We start from the raw sequence: 12,321 nt of genomic DNA, 5'->3' as shown, positions 1-12,321 counted from the left end.
ATGTTGCGATGATTGCGTCAGAGGGTTGAAATATAACGATATGCGTTGCAGAGGATCCTCCGTGGAGGTACCTCAGTCTGCTTGCGTATGGCGCTACCAGTGATGTGAGGGAAAACAGTGGTCTGGCTGAGCGCGCGTATCCTGATCTGGCAGAATATTGTCGCTTGTTGCATGAGACTTCCTTGTTCTGAATCGCCAACTGGTGAACAGCTGTTTGACGCCGAGAAGGCTGATGTTACTCAACTGGGTGGCAATGTGCTATTTGTTTGTTGGGGCTGACCTGGCCTGTTTCATGCGTCGAGAAAGGGCTGACGCTAGGCCCTAATGGAGCTCTAACTGTCAGCGCTGTGCGTAACGGTTTACTGTCCCTTGGGTGCAAGAATACCCACTCTGACTGGCGTTCCTAACCCGCTGTCCGCTCCTCCCGCTCGCGCTTCAATTCGCTGTACTCGCGATACAACTCGTAGCCCTTCTTGGCGACAACAATGAAACCGATAACCGCAAAAAGATTCTTCATGCGCCTGTCCTCCAGGTCCAGAAATGCTCAATGTCAATCAAGCCGTAGAAAGTACTCGAGGTGGCTCTTCATTACTTCGACCGGTGCTGCCGTGAGCTGCTCCAGTGTTTCCTCGGCTGTCCATCCTGCGTCGAGCAATGCGATGGTTTTTTGGGGGGCAGAACTCCCTTCTGATAAAGCGTCAACATTAAATCGATGAGCCCGCGTGTCTCACCAATATCTTCTCGGTTGCCGTGCTGCTGGAGGCTACCCGGAATTGCTTCTTTCAGCGAATAGGAACGCACCAGAAGGCGAGCGAGGATGTCCGCAAGCAGCCCGACTGCCAGATACCCAGTTGGTGTGATGCGCTGACTCAGCCGCCAGTTCGAAGGGGCAGGGAATAGAGCATGCGGCGCTACCCTTATGACGCCTCCGCAGCCCTTGCTGTCGTTGCACGCTAGTTCGCCAAAGGACTTGCAATGACGAAGTGCCGATAGATAAGTCTTGCCGGTGCGCGACGTGACCAGAGCGAATTCTCCTGAATCAGCCATCCGTCTTTCCCCACATCAGTCGCTGGCTCGCCGTCCTGAGTGAGATGCCAGCGTAACAATGCGTGATGAATTACTGGCGGTGGATTGTAGAGAACGCGCGCTGATTGTCTGACCTGGGCGCGAAGCAGCCCCTCGGCCGTGATCAGCATCATCTGTGTGTCATCGGTAATCGCTCTTGTCATGCCGTAGACCTGACTGAAACCCCGGATACCTGACGAGCCAAACTGCTGCTTAACTTCCGTCCGATTGAGAGGCTCGACTGGGCCCCAAGGGCATCCCCGGTTGCACCACCCAAAAGGCACCCCTTGATTCTATCCAGACGATTCATCTTCCACTCCTTTGAGATCTTCAGTCGTGTTGACGAAGCATCAGTTGGCGCTGCAACTGCTGCGCGTGAGCCCGTTCGGCGCGCAAGGCGGCACTCAACTCGCGGTTATGCACTACCAGAGCGTTATGTGCACTCAGTACACCCTCGAACTGCGCTTCGAGTTGCTGACGCAGTTGAACGGGCTGTGCCAATTTCCATGCGCCCCACACCAGCAACATGATGAGCGCGACCGGTACCAGCACAATCACCAACGCTGCCTTCAGTTCCATTTGAGCACGCTCCTTGCCAAAGTCATTGAATGACGGAGTAAGGGTATGTAGCTTTGAGCGACATATCTATGATGTTTACCTGTACAGGTAAAGTTTTCGAACACAAGGGGACACAATGAAACGGAAGCAGTCGATCATATCTGTCCGTTGGGATCTGGCGCTGCGTTATCGGCTGATCGAGACTGTCGCCTGGTGGGAAGGGCGGCTAACCACGGGGCACCTGATGCAGAGCTTCGGCATCAGCCGACAGCAAGCATCTAAGGACATCAACACCTACATCACCGAGCACGCGCCTAAAAACCTGACATATGACAGGCATTTGAAAGGCTATGTCCCCAATCTGAAGTTCGCGCCAAAATTCATCGACAATAGTGCCAGCGCTTACCTGCACCTGCTGAGCGAGAACAAGGAGCGGGCACCACACATCGAGGGGCTTGCCCTGGCTTATGCGCATACCGAAGTGCTGAAGGTCCCGGATCGCTCCGTGCGGCCCGACGTGCTCCGCCCCCTGCTGAAGGCCTGCCGCGAAGGACTGCGGTTGGAGTGTGAATACGTTTCACTTGCCAATCCGGTGCCGGAGACACGCCTCATCGCGCCGCATACCCTCATTTATACCGGGATGCGCTGGCATGTCCGAGCCTTCTGCGAGAAGAATCGGGACTACCGAGACTTTGTCCTTAGTCGTTTCCGTGGCGAGCCAGATGTACTGGACGTCTCCGAGCACGTGCGAGAACGGGACGCAGGTTGGTGCACTGAGGTGACGGTGATCATCGAGCCCGACCCTCGGTTGAAGCCGGAACAGAAGGCTATCGTCGCGCAGGATTACGGCATGCAGCGGGAGCAGTTACTAATTCCCAGTCGTGGTGCTCTGGTGCAGTACGTGCTGCAGCGATACCAAATAGACCCGAATAAGATCCAGGCCAAGGCTGCTGCTCAGCAGATTGTGGTAGCGAACCTGGAGGATCTTCAGCAGTGGATCTATCAATGACGGACCAATGTTAGGTTCTACCGTGTTAGCACGGAAGCTCTCGAGTAAGCTCACATTGATCAGAGGGGGGGGCGTTTCACGCGAGCGAAGGTCGGTCCCGCGATACGTTGCTGGAGTTGGCGGACTGGTGTCCTGGGCATCTGAGTCGGGCTTGGGTGGCTTAGCGGACTCCTTTAGAGGGTGTCGCCAGTTGTGTGGCGCGGTGAGTCCTGACGAAAAGATGTATCTGTAGTGGCTATCAGCGATTTCGTAGTCAGAATACGGCAACTCGGCCAGGGACTTTTGCGGGGAACCGTTGAAAACCGTCAGGTTGCGCGGAGCACTGGTTGCAGCGAGCGCTCGAAATTATCACTTTAAAGTCAATGACTTATAGGGTCGACCTCCGGCATGGGGTGCTAGGGGTCGAGTGTTCGAATCACTCCGTCCCGACCATATATTTCAAGCATTTGAGCCTGGTCAGTGATGACCAGGCTTTTTTGTGTCAGGGACTTTTGCGGGACTTTTTTCATCCTGCCTTCCTCCTCAGTATTGTCAGCACCGGCCCGCGAGAGTCGGTAGCCGAAATCTTGTTGGCTTCATCCATCAGCTTGCCCAGTTCTGCGCCCGAGTAGTGACTAGTGATGCTGCCGTTCTTGTGGCCTAAAAGAGCCTTCCTGTCTTCCTCTGTAACTTTATAGGCTTCAAGCAGACCGCCGAAATCTACGCCAGCGCCCATGAGCTGACCTGGTTGACCCCGTTCGTCTGCGTGGTGCTGGTGCTGTTGTTTGGCATCGCCGGAGTGATCATCGCCAACCGTATCGTCACCCCGATCAACCTGGTCAAGGAGGGGCTGCGCACCATCGCCCAGGGTGAGGGCGACCTGACCAACCGCCTGACCCTGCTCGGCAAGGATGAAACCTGTGAGCTGGCTAGATGGTTCAATCAGTTTATCGAGTCGACCCAGGCCATGATCAAGGTGATCAAGGACAACGCCATCAGCATGCATGGCGACTCCAGCCACACCAATGAACGCACCACGGCCATGTCGGCCAGCCTGCAGCGCCAGCTGAGTGCGGTGGAGCAGATCGTCACGGCGGTGACCGAGATGTCCTCGGCTGCCAACGAAGTGGCGCAGACCTGTGTCAGAACCGCCGAGGTCTCGGAACAGGGCCTGGCGGCGACTCGCAGCGGCAAGGAAGTGATCAGCCGCAGTGCGGCCGGAGTCAACAACCTGGGTGCCAGCATCCAGGATTCCAGCAAGGTGATCCAGGAACTGGAGCGGGAGACGGTCAACATCAACAACATCCTCTCGACCATCCAGCAGATCGCCGAGCAGACCAACCTGCTGGCCTTGAACGCCGCCATCGAGGCCGCCCGTGCGGGCGAGCAGGGGCGAGGGTTCGCGGTGGTGGCGGACGAGGTGCGCAACCTGGCCAAGCGCACCCAGGACTCCACCGGGCAGATCAACCATATCCTCAATCTACTGGTCAGCCGTATCAAGGAAGTGACGGTGACCATGGATCACAGCCTGTCTGAGTCCAGCAAGGCCATTGAGCTGTCCGGCGAGGTCATGGGCGCTTTCGAGAATATTGAAAGCGCGGTACAGATGATCCGCGACATGACCATGCAGATCGCCACCGCCACCGAAGAGCAACACCTGGTCGCTGAAGATATCAACCAGAATGTCGTCGCCATCAACGAGGCGGCGAATCAGGTCTCCAGCCAGGCTATGGAGGTGGAGCAGTACTCCCGCGAACAGAGCGACCTGAGCAGCGAGCTGAAACAACTGGTGGCGCGCTTTCGCACCGAATAGTGCGTGGCTGCCGGCGGCAGGGGTTCCACGCCAGTCGCTCGCACGCAGAACTGCAGGCCCACAGAGCGGCGGCGTCGCCGCCCGACTCTGCGGCAGGTTATTCCGCCAATATCGTGTGACTGACGGCCCGAGCCCTCGGTTTCCCGGCTAGTTTGCCAAACGTAGTGCGCGAGCTTCGCATGGGTTGCTATGTTGAGATCTGGGTTCGGATCCAGTTGCGCAGTGGTGATCGTGCATCCCGTTCGTGGTGTTCGGCATAGGGTATGACCTGCCGCAAGCGGTTGTATATCACTGCTGCCCAAGCCGTTCGTACTCAGAACGTGCCCGTGGGTTTCTTAGCGGCTAACAGACTGCTTCGCGTTGCTAGAGTGTTCGATCTTGACTCAGCGGTAACCGGCAGCGCTCGTCTTTCCACCACGTAGGCAGCAGCTTGCGGATAGCCAATTGATTGAAGCGATCATCAATCAGGTAGACCACGCCTTTGTCTCTGACCGTGAGGATGACTCGGCCGGCGGCCTGTACGACCTTCTGTAGGCCCGGGTAGAGGTAGGAATTATTCGGCTATCAGCGTTGTAATCCGGTTGACGCTGATAATTTGTCCGCTCCAGATCATCTCGAAATGAGCGGCCTGGATGATTGACGCAACAGTCCTTGGTGTCATCAGCGCCCAACAGATGTTGCCTGGGGAGCGTACCGAGTTGTAGCGCAGGCCCGTGCATGCCGCGCGCTTCGTTTCGCCTCCCAATTGATGAGAAAGCGTGTAGTCGTCAGGTGCATATATGGGGGCTGACAGCGGCACTACTGTAGCGTCTCTCATCCCCGCATCAGTGAAGCTGCGGGCCAGCCCTCTGAAGACAAAACGCTCGTAATTGAGGTCCGGTACGTTCGACCAGTAGCGCTCCTGATGATGGCGCACCTCTGCAATCGCAGTGTCCATCTTGTCGGCCAGGTAGAGCACGCCAAAGCTGCCATTGCTGAAGCGTGAGCCGGCCGGGTTCACATGGGTAAAGGGCGCTGTGGCGTAGGAGCATCCAGGAATACCGAACGGGATCTGGTCGCGAGGAATCAGCTCCAGCCGGCCAAGTTCGTTCTGCAATCGTGGGTTCGTCATTGCCTGTAGCTGATAAATGGCTTCGAAGTCTGCTGCGTCAGCGACGTCATCGAACAAGGCAATGGGCGGAAACTTGGAGTTGACCAAGCGATAGGCTTGCAGGCTCTCGCCTTCCAAGGGAGGAAGACCGCTTAGCATTACCACTGGGCGCCCCGCAGTGCGTCGATCCGTCGGAATGTCTCGTACAGCGAGATCATGTCGCCCTGCGCCATGATGTCTAGCGGCGCGCGCCCGTTGAAGAATTCGTTGCGATTCTCCATCGAGGGGAAGCCATAGACGTTTTCGGGATTGTCGAACACCAGGCGCAGTGCCGCGTGGATATTCAGCACGAGGCTGATGCGCTGCATCTGGTCAAAGTCCAGGCCTACCGCCCACTCGGAGTCACGTTGCTTGGCTCGGGTATAGGTGCTGCGCGAAATACGCAAAATCTGGCAGGCCTGTTCGGAGGAAGCCTTCCACTTGTCCAGGATGTTCAGCGCTGTACGCAGGCCGGCTGCACATTGGCTTTTCGAAAAGTCCTGGGCTTGGATAGCTACAGGCATGGCTAGCACCTCGAGTGGATCTGCAGAGTCAAATTTATCAATATTTAATCTGTAGATCAATCGTTGTTCTGGCAGCCTCTCGATGCCAAAGGGGCGGTTTCCGCTCCTAACACCGGAGAAATGCGGCTAGAACCCTTTGACGGGATAAGGGGTGTAGGGCGTGCCCTTGCCCATGAAGCGTATTCGCATGGCGTCGGCGACGGGTTCTACCCCATTTCCACGGACGGTTTTAAAAGGGCTGAAAACTCCAGATCTTGCCGGGCGACTCTACGGACTTGGCATCTCACGTACTCAACGCATCCGCTAATCCACCTGCGCCCTATGCTTAGTTGATAAGGGCGATGTGAGTTGGCAGCCGGCAGCGCTCGACTCTCCACCAGGTTGGCAGCAGCTTGCGAACAGCAAGCTGGTTGAAGCGATCATCGATCAGGTAGACCACGCCTTGGTCTGTGAGGGTGCGAATGACACGCCCTGCAGCCTGCACGACCTTTTGCAGGCCGGGGTAGAGGTAGGTGTAGTCGTAGCCGTTGTTGCTGCCGAACATCACTTCCATGCGATGCTTGATTTCTTCATTGACCGGGTTGATCTGCGGCAGGCCTAAGGTGGCGATAAAGGCGCCGATCAGTCTATCACCAGGTAGGTCGATCCCTTCGCCGAATGCGCCGCCGAGAACGGCGAAGCCAATACCGCAGCTATTGCTGCTAAAACGGTCGAGAAAGGCTTGGCGATCGTCTTCATCCATCTTCCGCGATTGCTCCCAGGCAGGGATCTGTGGATGAGCAGTACGAAACTCATTCAGTACTGCTTGCAGGTAGGCATAGCTACTGAAGAAGGCCAGGTAATTGCCGGTCTTTTCAGCGAACTGGCGAGCCATCAATGTCGCAATCGGGGCCAGTGAAGAGTCACGATGGGCAAAGCGAGTGGAGAGGTTGCTGACGGCCCGCACCTGCAGTTGCTCGGCACTGAACGGCGATTCCACGTCTATCCACGGTGTTTCTTCCGGCAGCCCCAGCAGGTCGGCATAAAAGTGCGCCGGGCTCAGCGTGGCGGAAAACAATGTGCAGCTGTGGGCATCCTCGAAGCGTGGGGCCAGGAACGGGGCAGGTACGATGTTGCGGATACACAGGGTGGAGACTGACTGCCCGTTGTTGTCGTCGCGGCTGATATCGAACAGCGAGTGCACTCCAAAAGCCTCGGCCAGCCGGCAGAACAACATGGCATCCAGGTAGAAATGCAGCAGCTCGGCGGCATTGCCGGCCGGTTGTTCGCTCAGGTGGTCGGTGAGGGTGCTGACGGCTTTTTGCAGGGCCATGATGAACAGGTCAGGAGTGGTGGAGTAAACCTGATAGGCCACCTCCTGATCACGTTCCAACTGTCGCCAGTGCCGACTGATGCGCTCCAGCGGTGCCTTCATGACGCTTGGCGCAATCCGCCGTACGGCTTCAAAGCGCAGTTGATTGAGTTCGGCGGTATACATGCTGCGGGCGCGTTCGATCAGGTTGTGGGCTTCGTCCACCAGGAGGGTGACACGCCATTCGTTGAGTAGGGTCAGGCCATAGAGCAGGCCGCCCATGTCGAAGTAGTAGTTGTAATCACAGACCACCACATCCGCCCAGCGACACAGTTCCTGGCTCAGGTAGTAGGGGCAGATCTGATGGTCCAAGGCGGTTTCGCGCACACTCTCGTGGCTCAGCCATTGGCCTTCGAGCGCTGCTTTGCGGGCGGCGGGCAAACGATCATAAAAACCTTTGGCCAGCGGACAGGAGTCGCCATGACAGGCTTTGTCCGGATGCTCGCAGGCTTTATCTCGGGCGACATGCTCCAGCACTCGCAGCGACATCGCGGTTTCCTGGCTGCGCAGGATGGCCAGGGCATCCAGGGCTAGGCGCCGGCCGGGGGTTTTTGCGGTGAGGAAGAACAGTCGGTCGAGCTCTTGTTCGGGAAACGCCTTGAGTTGTGGAAACAGGGTGCCGAGGGTTTTGCCGATGCCAGTAGTGGCCTGGGTCATCAGGCAGTGTCCGTCGCGAGCAGCCCTATAGACCGACTCGGCCAACTGGCGCTGGCCGCTGCGAAATTCAGCATGGGGAAAACGCAGCTGTGTCAGTGCCAGATTGCGCAGGCGCCGATGCTCGCGTTCGTACTCCGCCCAGCGGATATAGCGGCTGCATTGCAGTTCAAAGAACTCACGCAGCTCATCGGCAGTGGCGGTCAGGTGAAAGGCCGTTTCATGCTGGGTGATGACGTTGAAGTAGACCACCGCCAGATTGATCTCCGACATGTCGCGCTCGCAGCAGAGCAGCCAGCCATAAACCTTGGCCTGTGCCCAATGCAGCAACCGGTGATTCTCAGGGATGCGGTTGATATCGCCCCGGTGGGTTTTGATCTCTTCCAGTAGGTTTTCATCCGGGTCGTAACCATCCGCCCGGCCTCGTACCTGGAGGCCCTGGTATTCGCCACTCAATGGCAGTTCGGCGTAGTAATTCGGTCCTCGTCTGGACATGACGATGGCGTGGCCAGTCATGCCTTCCTGGGCAGTGGGCGAGGGGGTAAAGCGTAAATCCAGATCGCCGACTTTGGCGGTGAACTCGCACAGTGCACGCACGGCCACCTGATAGTTCACGCATTCACCCATTGCACGTAACAGACATCCACCGGCATGCCGTGTTCGGCACAGAAGGCCAGCCAGCGACGCTGGTTATCCTGCAGACGGTCGCCCGGGCCTTTGACCTCTATCATCCGGTAGCGCTGTTCGGCCGGCCAAAACTGGATCAGATCGGGCATGCCGGAGCGGTTGGCCTTGATGTCCTGCAGCAGTCGCAGGAACCAGGCTTTTAAGTGTGCCGCTGGCATGCAGTCGAGCGCTTGCTCCAGCAGCGGTGGGGCGAGCGCACTCCAGAATACGAACGGCGATTGGATGCCAAATTTGTCTACATAGTTGTTCCGGATCACTTGCTGGTAGGTCCCCGAATCAAGGTGCGCCAGGCATGCTGCAAATAGCTCGGCGCGCCGTGGATGAAAGTCGGAGCTGAATAGATCAGCCGGGCCGCTATGGAACGGATGAAAGAAGGCGCCCGGTATAGGGGCGAATATAGCCTCCCAGCACAGCAGTCCAAACAGGCTGCAGATCAGGCTATTCTCGACATAGTGCACCGGCCCATCAGGTTCGCTTAGATGGTTTTTTACGGCATGTTCGACGGTCTGTCCCTTGGGCTTGGGCAGGCAAAGTTCTATCTGCGCTGGCGCTACTGGCTTGGCTTTGCTCGGTTGCGCATGCCCGAGCTGGCGGCCCAGGCGAGCCAGGGCGCGCTCGACGGCTTGAGCCTCGGCATCGTTCTCGGGGGCTTGTGCAGCTTGGTTGGCCAATCTATAGGCTGGTTCTTGACGGCCCAGTCGCTCCAGCACACGGATCTGCCGTAGACGGGCACCTGTATATAGGCAGTCGGCATAAAAGGCCAATGCCCCCTCCAGATCAGCCGTGCGTTCCAGTTGCTGGCCCATGCGAAACAACAGCTTGTTACGCCGTGCGGCCAGGAAGGGTGTATCGCAGGCCAAGGCACCGATCTGTTGCAGGACGCTGACAATAGGCTTACCTGCCTCAAACAGCTCGAGGCTGCGCTGCAGCTGCAAATAGCAATCTACATCTGCACGGTGACGAAAGGCGCGCGAGTCGGGTGTCAGTTTTATACGCTCATAACGGAAGATGCCGAGTTCGGCGAGGGCGAACTCCGACCAGTCCTGACGCAGGTTGCCGAAAAACATCAGGCGCAAGCGCTCGCATAGGGCGTCGATGGTCAGAGTGAAGACTTGATCATCTGCGCCTGGGCACCAAGCTGCGAAATGACGTGGCTCAGCGTACTGCTCGGCCAGTTGTTCCAGCAGTTCGCTTTTCTTTAGCGACTTTTGCAGTGGACGGTTACCCAGGTGTTCGAGGGCTTCATCCTTGCGCAGCAGATTAAACAGCTCCGCCAGCGATAGTTCAGCGTCATGACGAATCCAGCCAGCGTCGAGCAATGGCTGTGCCGCTATGCGGGTGCAGCCGATCTCGACATAGTCCAGCTTGCTGAGGCGAAAATTCGAGCCCCTACGCATGATCATACGTACCAATAAGGCTTGCGACGTCGTCTCCATGGCCAGGAACTGCTGCAAAAAAACATGCTCGGACTCGCTCAGAAAATCGCCATAGCGCTCCTGCAGCCAGCTGAGGGCTTGATGAAAGTTCGACAGGTAGTAGAAGCAGGGAGCGAGCTGAGGCTGCATGGGAATGCCGGATTCTGTTGGCAGAGTCAGATATCAGCCTTACGGCATCTGACAACGCAAAGTGGATGGGGTGCAAAGATCGTTGTCGGGAGTTCTGTTGCCGTTCAGCGCATCGAATTGACTGGGCAGAGTTTAGTTTATACTGTTTATATATACAGTAATTTACAGGCATTCCTTCCATGACCACCGCAACCATTCTCGGTTCCATGGGCAGCTCCACGACTGAGCTACCCTTTTTTTCCGCTCGTGTTCCAGCAGGCTTTCCGAGCCCCGCACAGGATCACCTGGAGCAAAAACTATCCCTGGACCAGTTGTTCGACGTCGATGCGCCGCATACCTTTCTGGTGCGGGCGGATGGCGAAAGCATGATAGGCGTCGGAATTTTTGATGGAGACGTGATGGTGGTTAATCGTGCCATGCCGGCGCGCCACCGAGACATTGTGATTGCCACGATCAATGGCGATACCTTCGTCAAGCGACTGACCCAGGCCGGCGAGCAGATCGTACTGTACTCGGAGAATCCCAAGTTCTCACCGCGTTACATCCTTGAGGGCGATGAGCTGCTGATCTGGGGTGTGGTCATGGGTAGTATCCGCCGTCACCATAGCCATGCATGAACCTGCCATAGCGCTGATTGACTGCAACAGTTTCTATGCCAGTTGCGAGCGAGTGTTTCGTCCCGATCTGTTACGTACGCCGATTGTGGTGCTGTCGAACAACGACGGCTGCGTGATCGCCCGCTCTGCAGATGCCAAGCCTCATGTGAAAATGGGGGCGCCGTATTTTCAGATCAAACAAGACCTCAAGCGCAGGGGCATTGTCCCGTTCAGTAGCAATTATGCCCTGTACGGCGACATGAGCGAGCGGGTGATGAGTGTGCTCGAGAGTTTGGTGCCGGCAGTGGAGGTGTACAGCATCGATGAGGCCTTTGCCGATTTGACCGCTATGCCGGGTTCACTGGAGCAGCTTGGGCGAGAGATTCGGGCGCAGGTACTAATGCATACGGGTATCCCTACCTGTGTGGGTATTGCCGCCACTAAGACGCTGGCCAAGCTTGCCAATCATGCGGCCAAGCGCTGGCAGCGTCAGACCGGTGGCGTGGTGGATCTGCGTGACCCAGGCAAACGCGACAAGCTGTTGAGAGTGACGTCGGTTGGCGAAATATGGGGCGTTGGTCGCAAGCTCAGTGCCCGTCTGCAGGGTATTAACATCACCACGGCCTGGGAGCTGGCACAGGCCGATGCTGCATTGATTCGTTCACAGTTCAGCGTGGTGGTCGAGAAAACCGCCCGCGAACTGCGCGGCACCGCATGTCTTGGCCTGGATGAGGCTGTTTCGACCAAGCAGGAGATCTGCTGCAGCAGGATGTTTGGGCAGCGCCTGAGAGAGATAGCACCTATCAGGGAAGCGGTGGCCACTTATACGGCCAGGGCCTGCGAGAAACTACGTAAACAGGGTTCATTGTGCAAGCAGGTGAGGGTGAGTATCCGTACCGGCATGTTCAACCCGGACGAAGCCAGGTATGCGAAAGGCATCCTCTGCGAACTGCCATACCCTACTGATGACACCCGTCTCATTATTAAGGCGACTATAAAAGGCTTGGAGCATGTATTCAGAGAGGGTTTCGCCTATAGCAAGGCTGAGGTCATGCTGCTCGACCTGCGTCAGCGTGATGAGTTTACCGAGGACCTGTTTGCAAATATCCAACCTGCAACGGCAGAGCAGGTAATGCTCGTGCTCGATCAGATCAACAGCAAATGGGGTGGGGGGACGTTGCGAACGGCAGGCGTACCTGCCGCGCCGGAGTGGGGAATGCGACGGGAGATGATGAGCCCAAGTTACACCACTAAGTTCAGTGAACTGTGGTCGGTGCGGGCTCGGTAATAACCCTTACTGTTTGGTCCTGATATTGAGTCGGAGGTTGAGGGCTTTTGCGCGCATTGCGTTGAATTCGGAATAACTCCTCAAATAAGCGTTGACGTGGATT

At 57.0% G+C, this 12,321-nt stretch carries 10 protein-coding genes and 4 pseudogenes; 5 read left to right on the top strand and 9 right to left on the bottom strand.

The genetic code is table 11. From position 1 onward, the window contains the following. Positions 1-588: 588 nt before the first annotated feature. Genes TMS3_RS25495 through TMS3_RS19520 form a run of 3 tightly spaced genes read right to left on the bottom strand, consistent with a single transcriptional unit; the run spans position 589 to position 1,644 of the window. On the bottom strand, positions 589-1,047 hold the full coding sequence (locus tag TMS3_RS25495) for an ADP-ribosylglycohydrolase family protein (protein ID WP_200929728.1): 459 nt from the start codon (positions 1,045-1,047) through the stop codon (positions 589-591). Beyond that, positions 954-1,349 carry an ADP-ribosylglycohydrolase family protein gene (locus TMS3_RS26075; protein ID WP_152985530.1) on the bottom strand — a complete coding sequence of 132 codons (396 nt, stop codon included), beginning with the start codon at positions 1,347-1,349 and terminating at the stop codon, positions 954-956. The genes TMS3_RS25495 and TMS3_RS26075 overlap by 94 nt, the downstream gene beginning before the upstream one ends. Positions 1,350-1,395: 46 nt before the next feature. Next, a complete protein-coding gene (locus TMS3_RS19520; RefSeq protein WP_025166980.1) occupies positions 1,396-1,644 on the bottom strand; it encodes a hypothetical protein in 249 nt (82 codons plus the stop codon). Positions 1,645-1,759: 115 nt separating this feature from the next. Between TMS3_RS19520 and TMS3_RS19515 the strand changes: the two genes are divergently transcribed. Continuing rightward, positions 1,760-2,632 carry a helix-turn-helix transcriptional regulator gene (locus TMS3_RS19515; RefSeq protein WP_025166979.1) on the top strand — a complete coding sequence of 291 codons (873 nt, stop codon included), beginning with the start codon at positions 1,760-1,762 and terminating at the stop codon, positions 2,630-2,632. A gap of 505 nt (positions 2,633-3,137) precedes the next feature. Here the strand turns inward: TMS3_RS19515 and TMS3_RS19510 are convergent. Then, positions 3,138-3,311, bottom strand: a pseudogene (locus TMS3_RS19510) (tyrosine-type recombinase/integrase); the annotation flags it as partial. A 66-nt stretch (positions 3,312-3,377) separates the two neighbouring features. Between TMS3_RS19510 and TMS3_RS26070 the strand changes: the two are divergent. Together TMS3_RS26070 and TMS3_RS19505 are read left to right on the top strand one after the other, a co-directional pair. Continuing rightward, positions 3,378-3,563: pseudogene (locus TMS3_RS26070) on the top strand (HAMP domain-containing protein); the annotation flags it as partial. Positions 3,564-3,578: 15 nt separating this feature from the next. Next, positions 3,579-4,293, top strand: a pseudogene (locus TMS3_RS19505) (methyl-accepting chemotaxis protein); the annotation flags it as partial. Between the two features lie 494 nt (positions 4,294-4,787). Here TMS3_RS19505 and TMS3_RS25120 read toward each other — a convergent pair. The 5 genes and pseudogenes from TMS3_RS25120 to TMS3_RS19485 form a co-directional block, all read right to left on the bottom strand. Further along, a pseudogene (locus TMS3_RS25120) lies at positions 4,788-4,976 on the bottom strand (helicase C-terminal domain-containing protein); the annotation flags it as partial. A 1-nt stretch (position 4,977) separates the two neighbouring features. Further along, positions 4,978-5,673 (bottom strand): RES family NAD+ phosphorylase, encoded by a 696-nt coding sequence (locus TMS3_RS19500; RefSeq protein WP_029866494.1) that lies wholly within the window; start codon positions 5,671-5,673, stop codon positions 4,978-4,980. After that, positions 5,673-6,077 carry an antitoxin Xre-like helix-turn-helix domain-containing protein gene (locus TMS3_RS19495; RefSeq protein ID WP_025166975.1) on the bottom strand — a complete coding sequence of 135 codons (405 nt, stop codon included), beginning with the start codon at positions 6,075-6,077 and terminating at the stop codon, positions 5,673-5,675. The genes TMS3_RS19500 and TMS3_RS19495 overlap by 1 nt, the downstream gene beginning before the upstream one ends. A 325-nt stretch (positions 6,078-6,402) precedes the next feature. Further along, a complete protein-coding gene (locus TMS3_RS19490) occupies positions 6,403-8,697 on the bottom strand; it encodes an ATP-dependent DNA helicase (RefSeq protein WP_025166974.1) in 2,295 nt (764 codons plus the stop codon). Then, complete coding sequence (locus TMS3_RS19485; protein ID WP_025166973.1) at positions 8,694-10,334, bottom strand: VRR-NUC domain-containing protein; 1,641 nt, start codon at positions 10,332-10,334, stop codon at positions 8,694-8,696. Before TMS3_RS19485 ends, TMS3_RS19490 begins: the two co-directional genes overlap by 4 nt. A 179-nt stretch (positions 10,335-10,513) precedes the next feature. On the opposite strand from TMS3_RS19485, the gene TMS3_RS19480 reads away from it, so the two are divergent. Next, entirely contained in the window at positions 10,514-10,951 is a 438-nt protein-coding gene (locus tag TMS3_RS19480) for a LexA family protein (RefSeq protein WP_025166972.1), read from the top strand. Next, entirely contained in the window at positions 10,938-12,218 is a 1,281-nt protein-coding gene (gene umuC / locus TMS3_RS19475; protein ID WP_025166971.1) for a translesion error-prone DNA polymerase V subunit UmuC, read from the top strand. Before TMS3_RS19480 ends, umuC begins: the two co-directional genes overlap by 14 nt. Positions 12,219-12,321: the final 103 nt, after the last annotated feature.

It is taken from the genome of Pseudomonas taeanensis MS-3, from assembly GCF_000498575.2.
Lineage (GTDB): Bacteria > Pseudomonadota > Gammaproteobacteria > Pseudomonadales > Pseudomonadaceae > Aquipseudomonas > Aquipseudomonas taeanensis.
This window is presented reverse-complemented; position numbering and strand designations above follow the sequence as displayed.